We start from the raw sequence: 24,540 nt of genomic DNA on the forward strand, positions 1-24,540 counted from the left end.
TCCGGCGCGTGATGATGCACCCCCGACGACGACGTCGGACAGCCGGCGACCCCCACCCGGCACGGCGTCCCCTCCTCGCCGTGGTCGCCTTCGCGATCCTGCTGGCCCTCGGGGCGGGGATCGCCTTCGTCCTCACCGACGCGCTCGGCATCCGGTCCGAAGCGTCCGACGTGCCCGCCGAGACCCCCTCAGTCGCACCTGCCACCGCAACGCTCGCGCCTCCCCGGGTCCTGCACCCGGCGGCGACCGGCAGCACCAGAGTCGCCACCGCCCTCGCCGAGCTCGACGACGCCGTCGGCTCAGCGGCGACGACCTCCGGAACTGCGACCCTCTCGGTCGACGTGACCGGAGCCGCAGCTCCCGGCGTCGCTGCGGACGACGACACCTACACCTTGAGCGGCACGGCCTCCGCCCTCCGCGTCTCCGCCGCCACGGAGGCGGGAGCGGCGCGCGGCGTCTACGACCTGGCCTCGGCGGTGCGCGACGGCACGTCGGTGTCCGCCCGGCTCGGGCAGACCGTCACGTCGCGACTCCCGTTCCGCATGGCCGACCTCGGAGCCGTCGGGGTGGTTCCCGACGAAGAGGAATGGTCGAAGGGCGACGACTACTCGCACAACTCCAAAGCGTTCGAGAACGCCATCCTGCCGCACGCGCCGTACGTCGACACGGTGGCGCTGGCCGCGGCACGCACCGAGTTCGACACGTACGTACGGCACCTGCTCGCCGAGGGCTACACGGCCATCGCCATCCCGGGGCTGCTGGAGTACCTGACGTTCTCCGACGTCGGCGACGGCCGGCAGGTCTACCACGAGGGTGACGAGCATGTCGCCCGGGCGCTGGCGATGCGCCAGGAGTTCGGGGCGATGTGGGAGTCGGCGCACGACGCCGGGCTGAAGGTCTACTTCCGCACCGACATGCTCACCCTCACCCCGCCGTTGCGTGCGTACCTGACCGAGCACTTCGGCGGCCTCGACACCGAGAACCCCGACCTCTGGTCGGTGTACGCGAAAGGGCTGGACGAGCTCTACCGCACGATGCCCTACGTGGAGGGCGTGCTGATCCGGATCGGAGAGGCCGGGTCGGTGTACGACCTGCCGGGCTGGGATTACACGTCGGAGCTCGCGGTGACGACCGTCGCTTCCGTGCGCACGATGCTGACGACGCTGCTCGCCCAGGCCGAGCACGTCGACCGGGAGGTGATCTTCCGCAGCTGGAGCGTCGGGGTCGGAGCGGTCGGCGACATGCACACGAACCCCGCTTCGTATCACGCGGTGCTCGACGGGATCGACTCCCCGCACCTGATCGTCTCGACCAAGTACACCCTCGGCGACTTCTACAGCCATCTCCCTCTCAACACGACACTCGAGACCGGCGACCAGCGACGCATCATCGAGTACCAGAGCCGACGCGAGTTCGAGAACTTCGGCAGCTTCCCGAACGACCTCGGCCCGCTCTACGCCACCGCGTTCCAGGAGCTGCTCGCCGCGAACCCGCACATCGAGGGCATCTGGACCTGGACGCAGGACGGCGGTCCATGGCGGGCGGGCCCGCTCTCGCTCGAGCTCAAGACCGGGTTCTGGCAGCTCGCCGAACTCGACACCGTCCTCGCCGTGCGACTCGCCCGGGACCCGTCCACCGATCCCGCCGAGGTGACGGCCGGCTGGGCTCGGCGCTGGTTCTCGGACGACCCCGGCACCCTCCATGCCATCACAGAGGCCATGGCGAGCTCTCGGGAGGCCATCACGCAGGGCCTGTACATCGGTCCATACGCCGACAAGAGGGTGTTCGCGATCGGGCTCGAACCGCCGCCCATGATGTGGATCTTCGAGTGGGACATCGTGACAGGCGACAGCGCGGCACTCGACGTCATCTACGCGATCTCCCGCGACCACCTCGATGAGGCCATCGACGGCGGCGCGGTCGCGAACGCGGCCGTCGCCCGAATGCAGGCTCTCGTCGGCGCGACGGACCCGTCGACCTGGAAGGATCCGTCGCTCCGGAGCATGTTCACGAAGACACTCGCGTACGAGGCGAGCACTCTGCGGATGCTCGGGGACTATCGTGCGATGGTCCTCCGCAAGGCGGAGTGGAACGACACCGGCGATCCCACCGCCTACGCCGAGTGGCAGACGGCGCGCACGGCATTCCTCGCCAGCTCGTCAGCCCACGAGTCGCAATACGGCGGCGACCCGTACTACCCGGCGTACAACCTCACCGCGGCGCACCTCGGCCTCGACCGCGCGGACCGCGACCTCCCGATGGCGTGGGCGTCCGGCATTCTGCTGGCACTGGTGGTGCTTTGGCTGGCCTACGGCGCCGTCGCGGGAGGCGTCGGGTCGGTGCAAGGGAGGTTCGCGTCGCGGGTCTCCCGCTGGCCCGGCGCCCGTGCCGCCCGTGCACTCGTGATCGCGGGCACCCGTCCCTGGCGCGCGGCGGAGGCCGTGGCCGGTCTGGGCGTCGCTGACCGTGTGCTGCTCCTGGCGACGCCCGCTGTCGCCCTGGTGCTCAGCCGCGCCATCCTCACCTGGTTCGCAGCGCCCGCGCACCTGGTCGTGACGCTCGGCGCGTGGGCCGTGTTCGCCGCCGCTCTCATCGCAGCGACCCGCCTGCTCGGCGGCCGCGCACTGCCCGTGCTCGCCGCGGTCGGCGGAGCCGGCCTGCTGCGGGTCGTACTGCTCTCGGCGATCCTCCTGCCGACCGGGCCCGGAGGCTACTGGTTCGGGTTCTGGACCGACCCGGTGTCCCGGTCGCTGTACACGATCGCGGCGTTCGCCCTGTTCGCGTGGGTGATCGTCGCTGCGGCGTGGTCGCTCGTGCCTTCATGGGGCCGTCGGCGGGCGGTCGGGATGGTCATGGCGGCATCCGGCGCGGCGGTCGCACTCCTCGCGACGCTCGTGGGGGCGATCGGGCTGGAACAGGCGCTGACCTTGTGGAACGACCAGTTGGCGCTGCTGCCCTGGGGCCTGTCCCGCATCCTCGGCATCAGCGTCTATCTCGGGATCCCGGCCGAGACCCCCTGGTGGGTCGCCGCCGTCGGCGCGGTCGCCTTTGTCGCCGGCCTCGCCTTCGTAGTACCGAAAGCAAACCGCCGAGTACGCGGACAATCCGCGTACTCGGCGGTTTCTCGCTGAGTTCGCGCGCAAAACGCGATTCCCAAGGAACGGCGATGGCCCGACACCCAGTAAATAACCGGCCTGTCGGGCCATGTGAAGGTGCGGAGGGCGTGGGATTCGAACCCACGAGACATTTCTGCCCACCAGTTTTCAAGACTGGCTCCATCGGCCGCTCGGACAGCCCTCCTGGCGCCGGCGAACCGGCGTCGACCGATTCTAACGGACGGCGCGAAGGGCCTACTCGCTGAACGGCTTCGAACAGGTGACCTGACCGGCCGTCTGCCCGTGCACATCCGACGGCAGGTCAACCGAGCTGTCGGCACCCGTGCTGGGAGCCGGCGTCGAAGTCGCACTGTTCGAGGGCGTCGACGACGGCGGGGCCTGCGTCGCGGGCGCCTGCGTCGCCGGAGCCTCGGTCGACGGAGCCGTCGTCGACGTCCCGCCCGCCGCGGCCTCGGAGCCCACGCCGGTGTCGCCCGTGAGCGTGATCGACTTGTCCGACTTGAGCGCCGTCATCAGCGTGTCCGCCGCATCCTCGGTCGGCTCGACGCCGCCATCCGACGTGTAGTGGTTCGGATACTGCACGAAGACGACCTTGTTCAGATCGATGTTCTTGAGCGCGGCCGCCATCGAGGCGATCGTCGTCATGTTGCTGAGGCTTTCGGAGAGCTTGATGTTCTTCACCGCCGCGCGCGCGATCCCGTAGACCTTCACCGGGTTAGACAGCGTGTCCGCGCTCTTGATGGTGCGCACGAGCGACGAGAGGAAGACCTGCTGGTTGCTGATGCGGCCGAGGTCGGAACCGTCGCCGACACCGTGCCGCGTGCGGAGGAACGCCAGCGCCTGCGAACCCTCAAGGGTGTTCTGGCCGGCCTTCACATCGAGTCCCGTATACGGGTCGGTGATGTTGCCGGCGACGCAGACGGGAACGCCGCCCACCGCGTTCGACATCTCGATGACACCGTCGAACTCGATCACGCCGGCGTACGGGATGGTCAATCCGGTCAGCTGCTCGACCGTCAGAACGGTGCAGGCGAGGCCGCCGTAGCTCAGCGTCGTGTTGATCTTCTGCCGGCTCATCGCGTCGAAGCTGCCCTTACCGTCTTCGGTCGGGCATGACGGGATCGAGACGAACATGTCCCGGGGGAAGCTGACGACGGTCGCGTTCTTGTGGTCCGCCGAAACGTGCAAGAGCATCGTCACGTCGTTCAGGACCTCGCCGCGCGAGCCGTAGGCCTTGTTGCCGCCACCGCTGTCGCTACCGGCGAGCAGCACGTTGAAGCCGCCACTGATCGCACCGACCTGCGGGATCGGGTTGCCCTTCGCGTCGACCAGCTTGACGGTGGACTTGACCTCCGAGGCCACGTTCCAGACCGCATAGGCGGCGACGGACACGCCACTGACCAGGGCCACGCCGACGATCGCAGCGATGAGCTTGAGGAGGAACTGAACGGGATGGTGCCGCTTGAGGCGTCCGTGCCGGGCGATGCTGGGGCCGGCAGACTTCTCTTGTGCGCGCGCAGAGGCGCGCGTGGGCAACTCGTTCATTCACTCCCTTTCGCGGCGCACTCCCGTCGCCGGAGGCGATGGATCGGGGGTCAGAGTACTGCGCACGTGGATGTACACGGGCTTCCAGGCTCCCAGAACACCCTGGCAAACCTCTGGACGGAGGCGCAAGAAGTGCTGATCACAGGGTGTCGAGGAACGCCGCCAGACCGTCTTCGTCCACGGGAAGGGTGACGACCGTCGCCGCCGCCTTGACTTCATCCGGGGCCTGCCCCATCGCGACGGCACGCCCCTCGGCGCCCGCCCACTGCAGCAGATCGATGTCGTTGCGTCCGTCGCCGACCGCGACCAGGCGATCGAACGGGATGCCCAGCTGCTGCCGGACGCGCTCCATCGCCGTCGCCTTGTTCACGCCGTCGGGCGCGATGTCGAGCCACGCCGTCCAGCCGATCGCGTAGCTGACCTTGTGCAGCCCCATCTGCTCCACGATCGAGAGGAACTGCTCCTCGTCGTGCTGCGGAGAGACCACCACGACGCGCGTCGCCGGCTGAGCGGCGAGCTCCTCGAACGACACCTGCGTCGCGTTGACGAGCTCCCAGTCGGTCATTCCCTCGGTGTACCGGCGGAAACCGGTCGCGTCCTCGACCATGAAGCTGCCGCGCGGCAGGAACGGCCGGATGGTCTCCAGCACCTCGGTCGGATCGAACACCTCCACGAACTCGCGCCGGTAACCACCCTCGACGGTTTCATCGCGCTGCATCGTGAGGGCGCCGTTGGCGCACACGACGAACTCGCTGGTCAGGCCGAAGCGCTCGTGGATGGGCCGAGCCGTCTCCCAGCTGCGGCCGGTGGCGAGCATGACCTCGTGACCCGCATCGCGCATCCGGCCGACCGCCTGGAGGACGGCGGGTCCGACGGTCTCGTCCTCGTGGATGAGCGTGCCGTCGACGTCGAGCGCGATCAGCAGGCGGTCGTCAGCGGTCACTTCGCGATCGGCTCCAGCACCTCGAGGCCACCGAGATAAGGGCGAAGCGGCTCGGGAACGATCACCGATCCGTCGGCCTGCTGGTGGGTTTCGAGGATGGCGACCAGCCAGCGGGTGGTGGCCAGAGTTCCGTTCAGCGTCGCGACCGGGCTGGTCTTGCCGCTCTCGGTGCGATACCGGATGTCGAGGCGCCGGGCCTGGAACGTCGTGCAGTTCGACGTCGAGGTGAGCTCGCGGTACGCATCCTGGGTGGGGACCCACGCTTCGACGTCGTACTTGCGGGCGGCGCTCGAACCGAGGTCGCCGGCCGCGGTGTCGATCACGCGGTAGCTGAGCCCGAGGGCCTGCAGCATGTCCTCCTGATACGACAGCAAACGCGCGTGCTCCGCCTCGGCCTCCTCGGGAAGCGTATAGACGAACATCTCGAGCTTGTTGAACTGATGCACCCGGATGATGCCGCGGGTGTCCTTGCCGCCCGAGCCCGCCTCGCGGCGATAGCAGGTCGACCACCCGGCGTAGCGGAGGGGCTTGTTCACGTCGATGATCTCGTCGGCGTGATATCCGGCGAGCGCGACCTCGCTCGTGCCGGTGAGGTAGAGGTCGTCGGCGGGCAGGTAGTAGATCTCGTCGGCGTGCGCGCCGAGGAATCCGGTTCCCTGCATGATCTCGGGCTTCACCAGCGTGGGAGTGATGAGCGGCACGAATCCGGCCGCCAGTGCGCGGTCGAGCGCCATGTTCATGAGGGCGAGCTCGAGGCGTGCACCGATGCCGCGCAGGTAGTAGAAGCGCGCTCCGGAGACCTTGGCGCCGCGGGCCATGTCGATGGCGCCGAGCAGTTCGCCGATCTCGAGGTGATCGCGCGGCTCGAAATCGAACGTGGGCTTCTCGCCGACGGTCTTGAGCGTGATGAAGTCGTCTTCGCCTCCGGCAGGAACCCCGTCGATGATCGGGTTGCCGATGCTGCGGAGCACCTCGGTGAAGCGGGCCTCGGCCGCGTTGGCGGCGTGCTGCGCCTCCTTCACGCGGCCCGCCAGGCTCTGCGCCTGCGCCACCAACTCCTTCTTCTCGTCTTTGGGAGCGGCGGCGACCTTCTTGCCGAAGGCGTTCTGCTCAGCGCGCAGCTCTTCGAAGGCGGTGATCGCCGCCCGCCGCTCACGGTCGGCCTGCAGCGCCTCGTCGACGAGTTCGGCGGAGTCACCCCTGGCCTCTTGCGATCGCTTGATGAGGTCGGGGTTTTCGCGGAGGAGGACTGGATCGATCACCCGCTCAGCTTATCGAGCACCAGCGACGAGCGGCCCCAGCAGTGCGCAGCGGCCGCGCACGGCCGTCAGGCGGCAACCGGCTGGTCATCCGCCGGCAACCCAGCGGCTAGCCTGAGCAGGTGATCGATCGGGCGAGCACCACCCCGGCTCTGGCCGCCATCGTCTACAACCCCATCAAGGTCGACATCGACCGGGTCAGGATCGCGGTTCAGGATGCCGCCGCTCGCGCAGGCGACATCGAGCTGCTCTGGCTCGAGACCCGCGTCGACGACGAGGGCCAGGGCCAGACGCGGCACGCGCTCGAAGCCGGTGCGACGCTCGTGATCGCCGCGGGCGGCGACGGCACGGTGCGCGCGGTCGCCGAGGCCCTGCGCGGTCAGGATGCGGAACTCGCGCTCATCCCGTCGGGCACCGGCAACCTGCTGGCCCGCAACCTCGGCGTCACGCACACGAGCCTCGACGAGGCGTGCAGCATCGCCTTCAGCGGGGACACCCGCGCGATCGACATCGGGCTCGCCCGCGTCACAGCCGCCGACGGCGACCTTCGCGAGCATGCCTTCCTGGTGATGGCCGGGCTGGGCATCGACGCGGCGATGATCGCGAACACCCGACCGGTGCTGAAGCGCCGGCTCGGCTGGCTCGCCTATGTGGATGCCGGCTTCCGGGCGCTCCCCCGCGCCAAGAAGGTGCGCGTCGGCTACGCCCTCGACGGCGGCGAGGGCAACACGGCGCACGTGAGCACCATCCTGGTCGCCAACTGCGGCAACCTCCCCGGCAACATCGAGCTCATCCCCGACGCCCTCATCGACGACGGGCTGCTCGACATCGCCGTGCTGCAGCCCAAGACGATCTTCGGCTGGCTCATGATCTGGCGCCGCGTCACCTGGGAGAACCGGGTGCTGCGCAAGAGCGCGCTCGGGCAACGGATCATCCGGATGACGGAGCGGCCGTCGCGCACCGAGCTCACCTACCTGCGTGGCGCGACGGTGCGGCTGACGGTCGAGGATGCCGAGCCGTTCGAGCTCGACGGCGACGAGTTCGGCAAGATCCGCGCCGTCGACCTCAGCGTCGATCAGCGGGCGCTGATGGTCAAGGTTCCCGCCGGGCGCTGAAGCCGCGCGTTCCCGGCCGTGGCCGCCAGGCGACGGCGCGCACGAAGACCGCGGCGGTCGCGAAGATCAGGGCGAACACCGTCGCCGGTGCGCGCACCAATTGGGCCAGCCCTGCGGTCAGGATCTCCGGGCGCATCAGGTCCGCCTGCCCGTACGTCGTGGGGGCGATCGTCGGCGCGACCATGCAGAGCACGGCGACCGCTCCGAAGACGATCGCGAGGATCACCAGCGTGCGGTATGCCCCGCGCATTCAGTCCGCCCGGCTGGATTCGTCGTCGGGCTGCCCTGACGACCCTGCGCGCCGTGCCGTCAGGGCGGACAGGATGACGAGCGCGACGATGGTCGCGAGCCCGACCTCGATCAGAGGACCGGCGAGCATCCAGCCGACCTGGCTGAACACGAGTGTCGTCACGTCTTGCGACGACGTGGGGCTCGACGTGTACGACGTGAACACCGACACGATGTAGAGCACGACGCCCAGGATCACGAAGCCGCCGCCGATGATCCAGAGTGCGAGGAAGTAGGGGTTGCGTCGCGGGGAGACGTCGAGGCCGTCGAGGAAGGAGCCGCGGACGACGACCGGCTCGACGATTACCGCCGGAGCGTCGGGACCGGGAACGTCGGCGTCGACCTCGGCACCGGGGGTGACGCCGGTGCCGTAGGCCGCGTTCACCGGATCGGGCGCGAGACGCTGGTCGAGCGTGCGCAGGTCGTCGGCGAAGCGCGAATCGCGGGAGGCGTCGGCGCGGGAGGCGTCAGCGCGGGAGGCATCCGCAACGCGAGGCGCCGCGGGAGCGGTTCCGGGCGATGGACGACGGAAGGGCGCGTCCGCATCGGCCTGCGAGCGCACCCGTGTGCGCGTGCGTTCACCCGGGGCGGGCTGGTAGCCGCGCTGGAACGCCGGATCGAAGCGCGGGTCGAATTCGGTCTCCGCCTGCTCGCCGTCGGCGCCGGATGCTTCGGGCGGAGGGCCGCCGGGCGCGGATTCGCCCGCGTCGCGACCTGTGTCGTCCAGGATCATGGCGCCTCCTTGCTCCTGGCTCGCAGCCTACCCCTGTGCCGCCGCGGCGGCCGGGGTCGCCGGAACAGCGCCCTCGGGTGCGGTGAGCGACGCGAGCCAGTCGCGCGCTTCGGTGAAGACGGCGTCGCGGTACCGGGGGTCGAACTCGACCTTCTGCTTGTCGGCACGGGGATACGAGCCGAGGAAGATGACGGCCGGGCTGAACCGGCGCAGGCCGAGCAGCGCATCCGCGACGCGCTCGTCGTGGATGTGTCCGTCGGCGTCGATCACGAACCGGTAGCGGCCGAGGGCGTCGCCGATCGGCCGCGACTCGATCAGGCTCAGGTTGACCCCCCTGGTGGAGAACTGCTCGAGCAGGTCGAGCAGGCTTCCCGGGCGATCATCCGGCAGTTCGGCGATGAGGCTCGTCTTGTCGGCGCCGGTCGGCTCCGGCACGCCGCGGTCGCGGCTGACCAGCACGAACCGCGTGACGGCATTCGGATTGTCGCCGATCTCAGTGGCGAGCACGACCACGTCGTGGTGGTCGACGATGCCGGGAGGCGCGATCGCCGCATCCGCTGTGCTGCCCTCGAACAGCGACGCGGCTGCGGCCACATTGCTCGAGGCTGGCAGGTGACCGTGCGCGGGCAGGTGGGCGTCGAGCCACAGGTGGCACTGGCCGTACGCCACCGGATGCGCGTTGACGGTCTTCACGTCGGCGAGCGTCGTGCCCGGCCGCGCGACCAGCACGAAGTTGACGGGCACCAGGTATTCTCCGATGATGCGCAGCCCGGGAACCGTCGCGAGCGCATCCTGGGCGACGGAGACGCCGCCCTCGATGGAGTTCTCGATGGCGATCATCGCGGCGACGCTGCGACCGGCGACCACGTCGGCGAGCGCCTCACCCACGTTGTTGACCGAGCGCCAGTTCTTGCCTGCTGCCTCCGGAACCTGACGGAGGGCCGCCTCCGTGAACGTCCCCGACGGACCGAGGAAGCTGTAGACCTCGTCGACGGAGGACGGGAGGTCGGCGGTTGGCTCGGAGCTTTCAGGCATGGCGTCAGCATAGCCAAGCGGATGCACGGCTGAAAAAGTTATCCACAACCTGAAGGTGCCCCCTGGCCTGCGTGGAGTCGAGTGGAAGGATGGTGCCATGGACGAACGAGCTGGAACCCCCGCACAGGCCTCCGATCTGGTCGACGTCGACGCCCTGCGGCGCGCGTACTACGACCTCAAGCCCGATGTGAGCATCCCGGAGCAGAGGGTGGTCTTCGGCACCTCGGGCCACCGCGGCAGCTCGCTCAACACCGCCTTCAACGAGAACCACATCGCCGCCACGACGCAGGCGATCGTGGAGTACCGCGCCTCCCAGGGCATCGACGGCCCCCTCTTCATCGGCGCCGACACGCACGCCCTCAGCGAGTTCGCCATGACGACCGCGCTGGCCGTGCTGGTGGGCAACGAGGTGCGCGTGCTCGTCGACGAGTTCGACGACTGGGTGCCGACGCCTGCGGTGTCGCACGCGATCATCGCCTACAACCGTGCTGATCACTCCGACCAGGCCGACGGCATCGTCGTCACCCCGAGCCACAATCCGCCGTCCGACGGCGGCTTCAAGTACAACCCGCCGCACGGCGGGCCGGCCGACACCGACGCCACGAGCTGGATCGCCAATCGGGCCAACGAGCTCATCGCCGAGGGGATGACCGGAGTTCGCATGAGCGAGCCGAGCGCGGTCGAGACGTACGACTTCCGCGGCCGCTACGTCGACGACCTCGAGAACATCATCGACGTCAAGGCCATCAAGCAGAGCGGCATCCGCATCGGCGCCGACCCGCTGGGCGGCGCGAGCGTGCACTACTGGGCCGCGATCGCCGAACGCTACGAGCTCGACCTCACCGTGGTGAACCCGGAGGTCGACCCAGCCTGGGGGTTCATGACGCTCGACTGGGACGGCAAGATCCGCATGGATCCGTCGAGCCCCTCGGCGATGGCGTCCGTCCTGGCGCACAAAGACGAGTACGACATCCTCACGGGCAATGACGCCGACGCCGACCGGCACGGCATCGTGACGCCCGACGGCGGTCTGATGAACCCCAACCACTACCTGGCGGTCGCGATCGACTACCTCTACCGCACCCGCACCGGATGGCGCAGCGACGCCGCCGTCGGCAAGACCCTGGTGTCGTCGTCGATCATCGACCGGGTCGCGGAGTCGCTCGGCCGCCGCCTCTGGGAGGTGCCGGTCGGCTTCAAGTGGTTCGTGCCCGGTCTCATCGACGGTTCCGTCGGATTCGGCGGCGAGGAGAGCGCCGGCGCGAGCTTCCTGCGCTTCGACGGCTCGGTGTGGACGACCGACAAAGACGGCATCCTCCTCGCGCTGCTGGCGAGCGAGATCCTCGCCGTCACGGGCAAGACCCCGTCGCAGCTGTACGCCGAGCTCACCGAGAAGTTCGGAGACCCAGTCTACGAGCGCGTCGACGCTCCGGCCAGCCCGGCCGAGAAGTCGGCCCTGGCCAAGCTCGACGGCGACGCGATCTCAGCGACCGAGCTGGCTGGGGAGCCCATCACCGCCAAGCTGAGCCGCGCTCCCGGAAACGACGCGGCCCTCGGCGGCGTCAAGGTCGAGACGGCGACGGCCTGGTTCGCGGCTCGTCCCAGCGGCACCGAAAACGTCTACAAGATCTACGCCGAGTCGTTCGCCGGCGCCGACAACCTGCGCGAGGTGCAGGAAGAGGCGAAGCGCATCGTGGGCGACGCGCTCTCGGGGGCGTAGGGCTGATCAGCCACGGTTGCTCCCGGGCGGCGCTCAGCGATACTGAGTGCCGCCGGGGACGCCGAAGAACTCCTCGAGCGTCGTGATCCGCTTGGCGCGCAGCTCGACGGCGAGCGCCGTGCCGATGTACCGGAAGTGCCACGGCTCGAACGTGAAGCCGGTGACGGCGACCTTGTCGGCGGGATACCGCAGCAGGAAGCCGAAGCGGTAGGCATTGGCGGCGAGCCAGACGCCCTGAGGCGTCTGCGCGAAGCAGGCGTCGAGTGAGCAGCGCGCCGGCACGGCGCTGATGTCGACGGCCAGCCCGGTCTGGTGCTCGCTGTGACCCGGGCGAGCGGTGTCCGTGTCGGCGTACGCGACCCCGTTCTGCGCCACGTCGTCGTTGTAGACGCGCACCTGCGAGTCGTATGAGCGGTAGGCGCTCTGCACCGAGAAATCGAGTCCGGCCTCCGCCTTGCCGGCGGCGAACATCTGCTCGAGGGCGGTGGCGACCGCGGGCACCGACGGCTGCCGGTTCACGTACGGCACGTTCGCGAACCGCAGGCTCGTCGGCACGAAGGCCGGCGGCTGGAGCGCGCGGGACTTGTTCACGACGACCCACGGGCTGGCCGGATCGTCGATCGACGCGGCCGCCTTGTTGAACGGCGGGGGCGTCGGGGAGGTCGAGGGTGTCGACGGAGGTGTGGCCGGCGACGACGCGCCGCGGGTCGGCGGCGACGTCACGGGGGTCTGGGCCGCATTCCCCGTGGGTGTCGGAGACGGGGTGGACGGGCGGGGCGACGAGTGCTGCGGTCGACGGCCCGCGTTCGGAGTCCAGGCGCTGGCGGACGTGCACGCCCCCAGCGCGATGGCGACGACAACGGCACCGCTGACGAGCAGGGAACGACGAACACCCCAGCGGCGCGCCAGAGGACGCCGATCCGCAGGCCTCCGCCGCCGCAGGTCGCGGCCATCCCCGTGTATCACGGGTCGAGCATAACCGCCGCCCGGCGAGGGAAGGCTGAGCCGCGCGAGCGTCTGTGTTCAGCCGCTACCGACTACTTGGAGAAGCTCCAGAAGTGGCCGATGGCGCCCGGGTGATCCGTGGTGATCGTCTCGTCGAGATCGCGGTAGTCGCTGTCTTCGTTGTGGCCGACCATCTTGATCTTGATCTGTCCGCCCACCTTCTCGACCGCGGAGACGATCTGGACGTGGTCGAGCGAGTCGTTGTCGTTCCAGTCGAACATCACGATGTCGCCGACCTTGATCTTGTCGCGCTGGTCGAGCGGGTACTCGGTGAGCCCGAGTTCCGGGTGCGCCCGGAAGTACGCGTCCATCGAGGGGACGTAGCCCCAGGCGGGCGCCCAGTCTGCGGCGGCGCCCTTGTTGTACCAGTCGGCGTTCTGCGTCCAGCCGCGGGCGATGAGCGTCTGGCTGACGAAGTTCGCGCAGTCGCCGCCGACCGAGTTGAGGTCGCCCCACTCGGCGCTGTTGTAGTTCTTCCAGTACGTGAGCGCGTAGCTGAGCTGGCGGTCGACCGGTGTCGCGACGGTGTACGAGAACGCGTCGTCGCTCGTCGCGGCCTGCTTGCCGTTCTCAGCAGTGACGGAGACGTCGACCGCTCCCGCCTTGAAGTCCGGGGCGGCGGGCACGACGGCGACGACCTTCGAGTCCGTGGCCTTCTGCACGGTCGCCTGCTGATCGCCGATCTTGACCGTTGTGACGTCGCTCAGGTTATTGCCTGTGATGGTCACGGTGTTCGCCCCGGAGACGCTCCCGGCCGCCGGCGTCACCGCAGAGATGGTCGTGCTGGTGTCGGGGGTTGCCTTGGTGATGGCTTTGGTCACTGGAGAGGGTTCACCCGCGCATCCGACGAGGACCAGGGCGGTCGCTGCTGCGATGCCGATCCCGGCGATGAGTCGACGAGGGGCGGATGACTGTGAAGAGTGGCGCATGAGACCTTCATGAAGAGTGCGGGGGCAGAGATCGGGTCTTGCCTCACGGTACCCCCGACACCTTTGCGTGACCTGTGCGAGGGTCAACGTGCCAGCATGCGGGTCTATACACACGCATGTACGTGTGGCGTGCGGATCGGTTCGCCCTCGGCGAACGGCTCGTCCGTGGAGATAGTTCACATTGCTGAAATGGTCACAGAGGGTGTAACTTTGCAGCCTCCGCAATTTTCTTTGTGCCCACACCGGTGTGTCGCCCGTGGCTCGGGCGTCCCCACCAGACTCTCGACTCGGAGACTCATGTCAAGCCAAGCAATGCCGGCCTCGGCCGCCCCGTCGAACCCGATCATGTCGCACCGGCAGATCCTGTTCGTCATCTTCGGCCTCATGGCCGGCATGTTCCTGTCCGCCCTCGACCAGACCGTCGTCGGAACCGCCATCCGAACGATCGGCGACGACCTCCACGGTCTGAGCCAGCAGGCGTGGGTGACCACCGCGTACCTGATCGTCTCGACGATCTCCACGCCGATCTACGGCAAGCTCTCCGATATCTTCGGGCGGCGACCGCTCTTCATCTTCGCGATCGTCATCTTCGTCATCGGCTCCATCCTGGCGACCTTCTCGACCTCGATGATCGAGCTCGCCGTGTTCCGCGCCATCCAGGGCCTCGGTGCCGGTGGTCTGATGTCGATGCCGCTGGCGATCATGGGCGACATGCTCGCACCCCGCGAGCGCGCCAAATACCAGGGCTACTTCCTGGCCGTCTTCGGTATCTCGAGCCTCATCGGCCCGCTGGTCGGCGGCCTGTTTGCCGGTGCGAACCAGATCCTGTGGATCGCCGGATGGCGCTGGGTGTTCCTCATCAACGTGCCGATCGGCGTCCTCGCACTGCTCGTCGTGCTGCGTTTCCTGCACCTCCCGAAGAGAACACCCGCCTCGGTGCGCATCGACTGGTGGGGCGCGACCGCGGTCGTCGTCGCGCTCGTCCCGCTGCTGCTCGTGGCAGAAGAGGGCCGCGACTGGGGCTGGGGCAGCGCCGGCGCCATCGCCTGCTATGTGATCGGCGCCATCGGCATCCTGGCCTTCATCTTCATCGAGATGGCCATGAAGGACGACGCGCTGATCCCGCTCAAGCTGTTCCGCTCCTCGACCTTCTCGATGGCGACCATCATCGGCGTGTTCGTCGGCTTCGGGATGTTCGGAGCCATGCTGACCCTGCCGCTGTACCTGCAGCTGGTGCTCGGCGCGACCCCGACGGAGTCGGGCCTGCAGATGCTCCCGATGATCCTCGGACTGATGATCTCCTCGATCGCCAGCGGCCAGATCATCGCCCGCACCGGGCGGTACCGGCAGTTCCCGATCATCGGAACCGCGTTCCTGGCCGGCGGCTTCTTCTACCTGACGTTCCTCAAGTTCGACGGCTCCTACTGGTTCATCGCGGGCGCGATGCTGCTGATCGGCCTCGGCCTCGGCCAGCTGATGCAGACGCTGACAATCGCCAGCCAGAACTCGGTCGGCCTGCAGGACATGGGTGTCGCCACCAGCGCCTCGACGTTCTTCCGGCAGATCGGTGGAACGCTCGGCACGGCCGTGCTGCTCTCGCTGCTCTTCACCGTGTTCCCGACCAACCTGACGAACTCGCTCACCGAGAAGGCGACGCTGACCAGCGCGCTGGATGCCGCGCTCACGCCGTCGGTCGCCAGCGCACCCGAGAACAAGCAGATCATGGATACGGTCTACAACAAGATCGTCGCCGGCGTGACCGCACAGGCCCAGGGTGTGGACTTCTCCAACAGCGAGCAGCGCAAGGCGGTCGTCGACCGCGCGGTGCCCGCACTGCAGAAGCAGCTCGACCAGGGTGCCGGTTCGTCGGCAGGCGGCGCAGGCCTCAATGACACGTCGTTCCTGAACGGCGCCGACCCGCGCCTGTCGAAGCCGTTCCTCGTCGCCTTCAACGCCTCGGCGGTGACGGTGTACTGGGTCGCGCTGTTCGTGGTGCTGATCGCTTTCGTCCTCACGCTGTTCTTCAAGACGCCGCCGCTGCGCGCGAAGTCGGCGCTGCAGGAGGCGGCCGACGACAAGGCCGAGGCCGATCGCACCGCTGGCGACCGCGTAGCGGCAGTACTCGGCTCGGCAGCCGAGGACGACGACGCGGAGCTGGACACGGGCATCTTCGCCCACCGGGCGGCCGACGATTTCGGCGCGCTGATCGAGCCGGGGGCGAACACCGCCTCCGTTCAGGCCCAGCGCCCGAAGCCCGCGACCGACTAGCGAGCATGCCACCCCGGCGGCCGCCGACCCTCTCCGGGTCGGCGGCCGCTGTCGTTCGCCCTCGTTCTCCGAGCGGCGAGAGGTGCCGAATGTCGGTTCTCGAGGTGGCACGAGCGACATTTCGCACCCCTCGCCCACTTCGAACGGGTCGGAGCGCAGCTCGTCGGTAGGTCACGAATGGGTCACGAAAACGCACAAGTCAGGCGGCGGGTGAAACGGGCGTTCCGCCCGGCGTCTTCCGCGCCATCACTGGGCTCGCGGACATTCGGGCCTCCGCTTCGCACTTCCGCGTCCTGGTGCCGATGAGAGCGGTTGCACGCGATTGACTTGACACGGCGCATCCGGAATGCCTATGGTCTGTTCCAACGCGTGAGAGCGCTCTCACGATTCTGAATGAGAGCGCTCTCACGCCCTCCTCACCAGACCACGCACACAAGGGAGTGACCGTGAAGCTTTCACGACGCACCAAGGTCGTTGCGGCCGTAGCAGGCGCAGCATCCTTCGCCCTCCTCGCAGCCGGATGTTCATCCAGCGGCGGAGACGGCGGCAGCAGCTCGAACCCGATCACACTGACCGTCACGACGTTCGGAACGATGGGATTCGACAAGCTCTACTCGCAGTACGAGAAAGAGCACCCCAACATCAAGATCAAGGCCACCAACATCGACACCGGTGACAACGCCCTGACCGACTGGCAGACGAAGCAGGCGGCCGGCAGCGGTCTCCCCGACGTGCAGGCCGTCGAAGAAGGCTGGCTCAGCAAGGTCATGCAGGTCTCCGACCAGTTCAACGACCTGAAGGACTACGGCGCGTCGAAGATCGACAGCCGCTGGGTCGACTGGAAGCTCAAGCAGGCCACCGACAAAGACGGTCGCGTCATCGGCTACGGCACCGACATCGGACCGGAGGGCCTGTGCTACAACAGCAAGCTCTTCGCCGCGGCGGGCCTGCCGAGCGACCGTGACGGCGTCGCCAAGCTGTTCGGCGGCGACAGCGCGACCTGGGCGGACTACTTCAAGGTCGGCGAGCAGTACAAGGCCAAGACCGGCAAGGCGTTCTACGACCAGTCCGGCTTCCTCTGGAACGCCATGGTGAACCAGCAGCCCGAGGGCTACTACACCAAGGACGGCAAGCTCAACATCGAGGACAACGCCGACCTGAAGGCGCTGTGGAGCCAGCTCGCCGGTGGCGCGGCTGCCGGTCTCTCCTCGAACCAGACCCAGTGGGACTGGGGCAAGGGCAAGGCGTTCACCGACGGCTCGTTCGCGACCTTCGTCTGCCCGGGCTGGATGCTCGGTGTCGTTCAGGGTCAGGTCAAGGCCGGCGGCGGCGACGCTTCCACCGGCTGGGACTTCGCCGACGTCTTCCCCGGCGGCGCAGCCAACTGGGGTGGATCGTTCCTGACGGTGCCCAAGCAGTCGAAGCACCCGAAGGAGGCGGCTGACCTCGCTGCCTGGCTGACCACCGCCGAGTCGCAGGTCGCCACGTTCCAGGCAGCCGGCACGTTCCCGTCGGTCACGGCCGCGCAGAGCGACCCCGGCGTCACCGGCCAGAGCGACCTGACGAAGTTCTTCAACGGTGCTCCCATCGGTGAGATCCTCGCCAACCGCGCTAAGGGCGTCGTCGCTCAGTACAAGGGCCCGGATGACTCGGTCATCCAGTCCCAGGTGTTCGGTCCGTCCGTTCAGGAGCTCGACTCCAAGAAGAAGAACGGCGACGAGGCCTGGGCCGACGCGATGAAGCTCCTCAACCAGCTCGTCGTCAACAAGTAACCACCTAGCAATCAGATCCATCAGAGGCTCCGGAGCCTGGAGTTCAGGCTCCGGAGCCTCACCCTTGGGGAGATCATGACCACCGTCACAACGCCACCCGCCGGCGCGGACGCCGCGCCGAAGCGCGCTCCGGGACCCGACCGCGAGCAACGCCGCCGTCAGGACCGCGAAGCCAGCCGCACCCTCACGTTCCGCCAGCGCCTCAGCCGTGCAGACGTCAAGGCCTCGCCGTACATCTACATCGCCCCGTTCTTCATCCTGTTCGGGCTCGTCGGCCTGTTCCCGCTCGTGTACACGTTCGTCGTGTCGCTGAACAAGTGGAACCTCCTGACCGGACCCGGTGAATGGATCGGCTTCGGCAACTACATCGCCGAACTCAGCGACCCGTTCTTCTGGAACTCGCTCTTCAACACGGTCAGCATCTTCCTGCTGTCGGCCATCCCGCAGCTGATCGGCGCCGTGTTCATCGCGGCGATCCTCGACCAGAACATCCGCGGCAAGACCTTCTGGCGCATGAGCGTTCTGCTCCCCTACGTCGTCACCCCGGTCGCCGTGACCCTCATCTTCTCGAGCGCGTTCGACGAGAAGTACGGCCTCATCAACAACCTGCTTCAGACCTTCCACCTCTCCCCCATCAACTGGAAGACCGAGACCTTCCCGTCGCACGTCGCGATCGCGTCGATGGTGAACTGGCGCTGGACGGGCTACAACGCGCTCATCCTGCTGGCCGCCATGCAGGCCGTCCCCCGCGACATCCACGAGTCGGCCGCCCTCGACGGCGCGGGCGCGTTCCGCCGATTCTTCTCGATCACGCTGCCGAGCATCCGGCCCACGATGATCTTCGTGATCATCACCGCGACCATCGGCGGGCTGCAGATCTTCACCGAACCGAAGCTGTTCAACCCGTCGAGCGCGATCCCCGGGGGTCCCCAACGGCAATACCAGACCACCGTGCTCTACCTGTGGGACATGGCGTTCAACCGTCAGAACTTCGGCAAGGCGTCGGCGATCGCGTGGCTGCTGTTCCTGATCATCGTGATCTTCGGCGTGCTCAACTTCTTGATCTCGCGGCGCATCGCCTCGACCGAGACCCGGATGCGCAAGAAGCGCACCGCGCGAACGCTCGCGAACCACAAGGCCGGCTCCGGCGACTCCGGAGACGAGAGCGACGACAGCGACGGAATCGGCACCAACGGCACCGACCCGCAGACAGAAGGCGGGCTGGCCCTCGCCGCAGCATCCGAGGAGAAGCGATCATGACCGCCACCGCACCCCGCGCGGCGACCTCCGCCGCACCCAAGGCGCCCAAGCAGCGCACCGGGAAGCGCCGCCCGCTCGGCATCGACCGCCGTCCCGGATTCCTCACCTACGGCCTGTTGATCGTCGTGTTCGTCGGCGGCGCGTATCCACTGTGGTGGTCGTTCGTCGCCGGTTCCAGCCCGAGCACGGTGCTCACCTCCACCTGGCCGCCTCTGCTCCCCGGTGGGCAGTTCTGGACGAACGTCAGCCAGGTGCTCGACACGGTGCCGTTCTGGCTCGCCCTCGGCAACTCGATCATCGTCGCCAGCGTGATCACCCTGTCCGTCGTCGCGTTCTCGACGCTCGCCGGCTACGCCTTCGCCAAGCTGCGGTTCCGCGGCCGCGGCGGCCTGATGGTCTTCGTCATCGCGACACTGGCCGTCCCGACTCAGCTCGGCATCATCCCGCTGTTCATGGCGATGAAGCAGTTCGGCTGGACCGGGACGCTCGGCGCGGTCATCATCCCGACCCTGGTCACGGCGTTCGGCGTGTTCTTCATGCGCCAGTACCTGGTGGACGTCATCCCGGACGAGCTGATCGAGGCCGCCCGCGTCGACGGCGCCAACATGATCCGCACATTCTGGCATGTCGGCGTCCCGGCCGCGCGTCCCGCGATGGCGATCCTGGGGCTGTTCACCTTCATGACCGCGTGGACGGACTACCTGTGGCCGCTGCTCGTGGTGCCGCAGAACCCCACGCTACAGGTCGCGTTGAGCCAACTGCAGTCGGCCAAGTACGTCGACTACTCCATCGTGCTCGCCGGCGCCGTGCTCGCGACCATCCCCCTGCTCATCCTCTTCGTGCTCGCCGGCAAGCAGCTGGTCTCCGGAATCATGGCCGGCGCGGTGAAAGGTTGAGAATGTCCGACGCCCCCACCCCCTGGCCCGACGGCTTCCTCTGGGGGTCGGCCACCGCTGCGGCCCAGATCGAGGGCGCCGCCCACGAGGACGGCAAGGAGGACTCCATCTGGGATCACTTCGCGCGCGTCCCCGGCGCGGTCGCGGGTGGCGACACCCCCGAGGTCGCGGTCGACCACTACCACCGGATGCCCGCCGACGTCGCCCTGATGAAGGAGCTCGGCCTCCAGTCGTACCGCTTCTCCACCTCCTGGTCGCGCATCAAGCCCGGTGACCGTTTCGTCAACCACGCCGGTCTGGACTTCTACAGCCGGCTGGTCGACGAGCTGCTCGGCGCGGGCATCCTGCCCTGGCTCACCTTGTACCACTGGGACCTGCCGCAGGCGCTCGAGGAGGCCGGCGGCTGGGCGAACCGCGACACGGCGTACCGGTTCCGCGACTACGCCTCGACCGTGTTCGACGCGCTCGGCGATCGCGTGACCCACTGGACGACGTTCAACGAGCCGCTCTGCTCCTCGCTGATCGCGTACGCCGCCGGCGAGCACGCACCGGGACGCCGTGAGCCGCGCGCCGCGCTGGCCGCGCTGCACCACCAGCACCTGGCGCACGGGCTCGCGGTGCAGACGCTGCGGTCGCGGTCGGAGGAGGCCGGGGCGCTGAAGCTCGGCATCACCCTCAACCTCACCAACGCCGTGCCGAACGACCCGTCGGATCCCGCCGACCTCGAGGCCGCACGACGCATCGACGGCCTCTGGAACCGGATGTTCGTCGAACCGCTCCTGCTCGGCAGTTACCCGGCCGACGTGCTCGACGACGTGCGCGAGTACGACTTCGAGTCGCTCGTGCACGACGGCGACCTGCAGACCATCGCGCAGCCGATCGACTTCCTGGGCGTCAACCACTACCACGACGACAACGTGAGCGGGCATCCGCTGCCGGCCGACGCCGCACCGGGACTCGTCCCGACCGACCGGCCCAAGGCATCCCCGTTCGTCGGCAGCGAGTACGTCACGTTCCCGTCGCGCCGCCTTCCGGTCACGGCGATGGGCTGGGAGGTGAACCCGGCAGGGCTCCGTTCCCTGCTGGTCCGTCTCGGGCGCGAATACCCGTCGCTGCCGCCGCTGTACATCACCGAGAACGGCGCCGCCTACGACGACCTGGTGGATGCGGACGGCCGCGTGCGCGACACCGAGCGCGAGGCGTACATCCTGTCGCATGTGGATGCGGTGCGCGGTGCGATCGCCGAGGGCGCGGACGTGCGCGGATACTTCGTGTGGTCGTTCCTCGACAACTTCGAGTGGGCATGGGGCTACGAGAAGCGCTTCGGGATCGTCCGCGTCGACTACGAGACGCAGGAACGCATCGTGAAGGACTCGGGTCGCGCGTTCGCCCGCGTGATCGCGGATGCTCGGGCCGGCGTGCGGGCGCCTGCGCCACGCAGCGCGGCGGTGGATGCTCGTGACGGTGCGCTCGTGGACGCGGGAGTCGGTGCTGAGGTCGGCTCCGGCGCGTCTAGCATGGGACCACAATAAGGAGGTGTCGCCGATGACGTCGGAGCACACGGATGCGCACGCGCCGACGCTCGAAGCCGTCGCCGCCCTCGCCGGTGTGTCCCGCGCGACGGTGTCGCGCGTCGTCAACGGCTCTCCCAAAGTCACCGCCGAGGTGACGGAGACGGTCAACAAGGCGATCGCCGACCTCAATTACGTACCCAATCGCGCGGCACGCTCTCTCGCATCCCGTAAGACCCAGGTCGTCGCGCTGGTGGTTCCCGAGTCCACGGCCAAGGTGTTCGCCGACCCGTTCTTCGCCTCGATCGTGCAGGGGGTCGCCCTGCACCTGGCCGACACGGAGTACACGCTCAACATGGTGATCTCGTCGGAGCTGAACCCCGACAAGACGCGCCGCTATCTGATGGGCGGCAACGTCGACGGCGCGCTGGTGGTCTCGCACCACTCCGGCGACCACTCGTACGCGCAGCTCGGCAGCTCCCTCCCGATCGTCTTCGGCGGACGCCCCCTCAGCGACGCGGAGCACAACTCGTTCTTCGTCGACGTCGACAACGTCTCCGGCTCGCGCGGGGCGACCGAGCACCTGATCGCTCGCGGACGCCGCAACATCGCGCTGATCACCGGACCGCAGGACATGCCCGCCGGCGTCGACCGTCTCGTCGGGTGGCGCCAGGCCCTCGAAGCGCACGGGCTCGACACGTCGCTGATCGAGTACGGCGACTTCTCCCCGCTCTCCGGCATGAAGGCCATGCGCCGACTGCTGGAACGCGGCGTGCCGATCGACGGCCTCTTCGCGACCAACGACCAGATGGCGGCCGGGGCGTACTCGGCGATCCTCGAGTCGGGCCGCAGCATCCCGGGCGACATCGCGGTGGTCGGGTACGACGACGACTACTTCGGCCTCACGGCGACGCCGCCGCTGACGACGGTGCACCAGCCGTCGGTCGGTCTCGGCGAGACGATGGCGCAGGTGCTGGTGAAGCGGATCGCGGGCGAGCCCGTCGAGCGCGTGACACTGCTGCCGACAGAGCTCGTGGTGCGGCAGAGCACGTAGGGCGCTGCGGCTCGGGCGTCGGCGCTCGCGTCGCCGCGGTTATCCACAGGCGGTGGATCTCCGGCGGGCGTGAACGGTCACCAATTGTCGCGGAACGCGGCCGCAGAGGCCGACAGCCGACAATTGGTGACCACTCACCGCTGGGCGACCATTCGGTGAATGGCCTGTCGCGCGGCACGCGCCCCGAGGAACGCGGCACAGCGCTACGCGAGCGCGCGGAAGAGTCGGTTGCCGATCACCGCGAGGAGGTAGCCGACCGCGACGATCGCCGCCACACCACCGGCGTACGCGACGAAGAGGTGCGACGCTCCCGACTGGGCGGAGAAGTAGGTGACGAGCAGCGCGACCACCGCGCCGACACCGCAGACCGACAGGATCCAGACCAGCGGCCACAGCTTGGTGCGCACCGGGGTGTTCGTCACCGCGTGCATCCAGCTGAGCACGGCGCCGGCGAGGCACCCCCAGAAGGCCACGACGAGGAGTCCCGCGATCACGTCACTCGGGCGGTGCCACTGCTCGACGAGCGTCGAGGCTCCGGCCGCGATGGAGAAGGTGGAGCCGACCACCGCTGCGAGCGGGCGGAAACGAGGGCCCGCGACCAGTAACACCACGAGAGCTGCGGATGCGGCGACCGTCGTGTGACCCGACGGAAGTGAGTTGCTCAGCCCCGCGTCGATCCCCTTCTCGGGCCGGCTCAGGATGGCGTACTTGAGCACCTGCGTGCTGGCATTCGCGAGCGCGGCGGCCACCACCGCCACGAAGAACACCCGCCAGTTGCGGCGGACGAGAACCACGACGATGGCCACGACCGCACCCAGGATCACCGACAGAGCGGGGAGCGCGTTGAGGAACGCGTGGGCGAAATCGATGAGGTCGCCCTTCCAGACATCCGCGCCGGCGAAGGCCTTCTCGTCGATGAGCTGGCCCATGTAGCTGCGCACGAATACGAGGTACACCACGACGAATGCGATGGCCGTTCCGAGAGCGCCCCAGAGGAAGGGAAGGGCGCGCATCGCGGGTCCGGCTCGCATTCCTCAAGCCAACCACACGGTTCCTGGGAATGACCGCACCCGGGCGGGGCCTGTGCAGGGTTGCTCGCGGGATGCGGCTGTGGCGAACGGCGCCCAGCCCTCAGAGACTCACAGGCTCAGGAACGAGACCGGCGCCTGCGCGAACCGGGACCGCATCACGGCGATCGCCTCCGGATTGCGGTCCACCAGCAGGAACCGCCGCCCCAGCGCGCCTGCCACCGCGCCCGTCGTGCCGCTCCCGGCGAAGAAGTCGAGCACCCAGTCGCCCTCGCGGCTGGACGCCTGCACGATTCGGCGCAGGATGCCCTCCGGCTTCTGGGTCGGGTATCCGGTCTTCTCGCGGCCGGTCGGCGAGACGATCGTGTGCCACCAGACATCCGTCGGCAGCTTTCCGAGTTCGGCCTTCTCGGCCGTGACGAGCCCGGGCGCCATGTACGGCTCCCGATCGACCGCCGACGAGTCGAAGTAATAGGTCGACGGATTCTTCACGTAGACCAGGATCGTGTCGTGCTTGGTCGGCCAGCGGTTCTTGGACTTCGCACCGTAGTCGTACGCCCAGATGATCTCGTTGAGAAAGCTCTCGCGCCCGAAGAGGGCGTCGAGCAGCACCTTCGCGTAGTGCGCTTCGCGGTAGTCGAGATGCAGGTAGAGCGTCCCGTCGTCGGCGAGCACCCGCCACGCCTCGATCAGCCGCGGCTCGAGGAACTCCCAGTAGTCGTCGAAACGATCGTCGTAGCTGAGCAGGTCGCCCTTGATCCGCTCGTAGCTGCGCCCCTTGAAACCGGTCACGCTTCCCGGGCCGCCCGCCGAGCGCACGGATGTGCTGGTGCGGCGGGCCTGCGATCGACCGGTGTTGAACGGCGGGTCCAGATAGATGAGCGTGAAGGCGCCGTCCGGCAGGGCGGTGACGACCTCGAGATTGTCGGCGTGCACGACGGCGCTCCGAGCATCCGGATGCCAGAGCGCGGGTTCCGCAACGGCGGGAGCGTCCGCATCCGCGGGGGCGTCCGCATCCGCGGTGGCGTCGTCGAGCATGTCACCATTCTCGCAGCGGCGCGGC

19 protein-coding genes and 1 tRNA gene are annotated in these 24,540 nt (G+C 68.4%); 9 read left to right on the forward strand and 11 right to left on the reverse strand.

Going from position 1 to position 24,540, the window contains the following annotated elements; genetic code table 11:
- Positions 1-11: 11 nt before the first annotated feature.
- Complete coding sequence (locus tag AC1DB1_RS03095) at positions 12-3,131, forward strand: hypothetical protein (RefSeq protein ID WP_477200076.1); 3,120 nt, start codon at positions 12-14, stop codon at positions 3,129-3,131.
- An 84-nt stretch (positions 3,132-3,215) separates the two neighbouring features.
- Here the strand turns inward: AC1DB1_RS03095 and AC1DB1_RS03100 are convergent.
- The 4 genes from AC1DB1_RS03100 to serS all read right to left on the reverse strand — a co-directional run bounded on the left by AC1DB1_RS03100 (position 3,216) and on the right by serS (position 6,866).
- A tRNA-Ser gene (locus tag AC1DB1_RS03100) sits at positions 3,216-3,300 on the reverse strand.
- Positions 3,301-3,350: 50 nt separating this feature from the next.
- Complete coding sequence (locus tag AC1DB1_RS03105) at positions 3,351-4,661, reverse strand: LCP family protein (RefSeq protein ID WP_477199746.1); 1,311 nt, start codon at positions 4,659-4,661, stop codon at positions 3,351-3,353.
- A gap of 139 nt (positions 4,662-4,800) precedes the next feature.
- Positions 4,801-5,604 carry an HAD family hydrolase gene (locus AC1DB1_RS03110; protein WP_271176776.1) on the reverse strand — a complete coding sequence of 268 codons (804 nt, stop codon included), beginning with the start codon at positions 5,602-5,604 and terminating at the stop codon, positions 4,801-4,803.
- Entirely contained in the window at positions 5,601-6,866 is a 1,266-nt protein-coding gene (serS, locus tag AC1DB1_RS03115) for a serine--tRNA ligase (protein WP_477199747.1), read from the reverse strand. Before serS ends, AC1DB1_RS03110 begins: the two co-directional genes overlap by 4 nt.
- 119 nt (positions 6,867-6,985) lie before the next feature.
- Between serS and AC1DB1_RS03120 the strand changes: the two genes are divergently transcribed.
- Positions 6,986-7,978: a diacylglycerol/lipid kinase family protein gene (locus AC1DB1_RS03120; protein ID WP_477199748.1), complete on the forward strand. Its 993-nt coding sequence runs from the start codon at positions 6,986-6,988 to the stop codon at positions 7,976-7,978.
- Here AC1DB1_RS03120 and AC1DB1_RS03125 read toward each other — a convergent pair.
- From AC1DB1_RS03125 to pheA, 3 genes are read right to left on the reverse strand one after another with little or no spacing between them, the layout of a single operon-like run.
- Positions 7,956-8,228 (reverse strand): hypothetical protein, encoded by a 273-nt coding sequence (locus tag AC1DB1_RS03125; protein ID WP_477199749.1) that lies wholly within the window; start codon positions 8,226-8,228, stop codon positions 7,956-7,958. The genes AC1DB1_RS03120 and AC1DB1_RS03125 overlap by 23 nt on opposite strands.
- Positions 8,229-8,999: a hypothetical protein gene (locus AC1DB1_RS03130; RefSeq protein WP_477199750.1), complete on the reverse strand. Its 771-nt coding sequence runs from the start codon at positions 8,997-8,999 to the stop codon at positions 8,229-8,231.
- Between the two features lie 27 nt (positions 9,000-9,026).
- Positions 9,027-10,034, reverse strand: a complete 1,008-nt coding sequence (gene pheA, locus AC1DB1_RS03135; protein ID WP_477199751.1) for a prephenate dehydratase — start codon at positions 10,032-10,034, stop codon at positions 9,027-9,029.
- Positions 10,035-10,131: 97 nt separating this feature from the next.
- On the opposite strand from pheA, the gene pgm reads away from it, so the two are divergent.
- Entirely contained in the window at positions 10,132-11,754 is a 1,623-nt protein-coding gene (pgm, locus tag AC1DB1_RS03140) for a phosphoglucomutase (alpha-D-glucose-1,6-bisphosphate-dependent) (RefSeq protein WP_477199752.1), read from the forward strand.
- Positions 11,755-11,787: 33 nt separating this feature from the next.
- Here pgm and AC1DB1_RS03145 read toward each other — a convergent pair whose 3' ends face one another.
- Together AC1DB1_RS03145 and AC1DB1_RS03150 are read right to left on the reverse strand one after the other, a co-directional pair.
- Positions 11,788-12,477 (reverse strand): M15 family metallopeptidase, encoded by a 690-nt coding sequence (locus tag AC1DB1_RS03145; protein WP_477199753.1) that lies wholly within the window; start codon positions 12,475-12,477, stop codon positions 11,788-11,790.
- A gap of 314 nt (positions 12,478-12,791) precedes the next feature.
- Positions 12,792-13,580 (reverse strand): amidase domain-containing protein, encoded by a 789-nt coding sequence (locus tag AC1DB1_RS03150; protein ID WP_271176768.1) that lies wholly within the window; start codon positions 13,578-13,580, stop codon positions 12,792-12,794.
- A 405-nt stretch (positions 13,581-13,985) separates the two neighbouring features.
- Here AC1DB1_RS03150 and AC1DB1_RS03155 point away from each other — a divergent pair, with 405 nt between their 5' ends.
- From AC1DB1_RS03155 to AC1DB1_RS03180, 6 genes are all read left to right on the forward strand, one after another.
- Complete coding sequence (locus AC1DB1_RS03155; protein ID WP_271176767.1) at positions 13,986-15,956, forward strand: MDR family MFS transporter; 1,971 nt, start codon at positions 13,986-13,988, stop codon at positions 15,954-15,956.
- A 446-nt stretch (positions 15,957-16,402) separates the two neighbouring features.
- Positions 16,403-17,728 (forward strand): ABC transporter substrate-binding protein, encoded by a 1,326-nt coding sequence (locus tag AC1DB1_RS03160; RefSeq protein ID WP_271176766.1) that lies wholly within the window; start codon positions 16,403-16,405, stop codon positions 17,726-17,728.
- A gap of 75 nt (positions 17,729-17,803) precedes the next feature.
- Entirely contained in the window at positions 17,804-18,988 is a 1,185-nt protein-coding gene (locus tag AC1DB1_RS03165) for a carbohydrate ABC transporter permease (protein ID WP_477199754.1), read from the forward strand.
- A complete protein-coding gene (locus AC1DB1_RS03170; protein ID WP_477199755.1) occupies positions 18,985-19,884 on the forward strand; it encodes a carbohydrate ABC transporter permease in 900 nt (299 codons plus the stop codon). Before AC1DB1_RS03165 ends, AC1DB1_RS03170 begins: the two co-directional genes overlap by 4 nt.
- A gap of 2 nt (positions 19,885-19,886) precedes the next feature.
- Positions 19,887-21,416, forward strand: a complete 1,530-nt coding sequence (locus AC1DB1_RS03175; protein WP_477199756.1) for a GH1 family beta-glucosidase — start codon at positions 19,887-19,889, stop codon at positions 21,414-21,416.
- 13 nt (positions 21,417-21,429) lie between these two features.
- Positions 21,430-22,449: a LacI family DNA-binding transcriptional regulator gene (locus tag AC1DB1_RS03180; protein ID WP_271176762.1), complete on the forward strand. Its 1,020-nt coding sequence runs from the start codon at positions 21,430-21,432 to the stop codon at positions 22,447-22,449.
- 203 nt (positions 22,450-22,652) lie between these two features.
- On the opposite strand, the gene AC1DB1_RS03185 is transcribed toward AC1DB1_RS03180, so the two are convergent.
- Together AC1DB1_RS03185 and AC1DB1_RS03190 are read right to left on the reverse strand one after the other, a co-directional pair.
- The gene (locus tag AC1DB1_RS03185) at positions 22,653-23,480 is read right to left on the reverse strand and encodes a phosphatase PAP2 family protein (protein ID WP_477199757.1); all 828 of its coding nucleotides are present in this window, start codon (positions 23,478-23,480) and stop codon (positions 22,653-22,655) included.
- A gap of 108 nt (positions 23,481-23,588) precedes the next feature.
- Entirely contained in the window at positions 23,589-24,515 is a 927-nt protein-coding gene (locus AC1DB1_RS03190; protein WP_477199758.1) for a DNA-methyltransferase, read from the reverse strand.
- Between the last annotated feature and the right edge of the window lie 25 nt (positions 24,516-24,540).

It is taken from the genome of Leifsonia sp. 10N434, assembly GCF_056394405.1.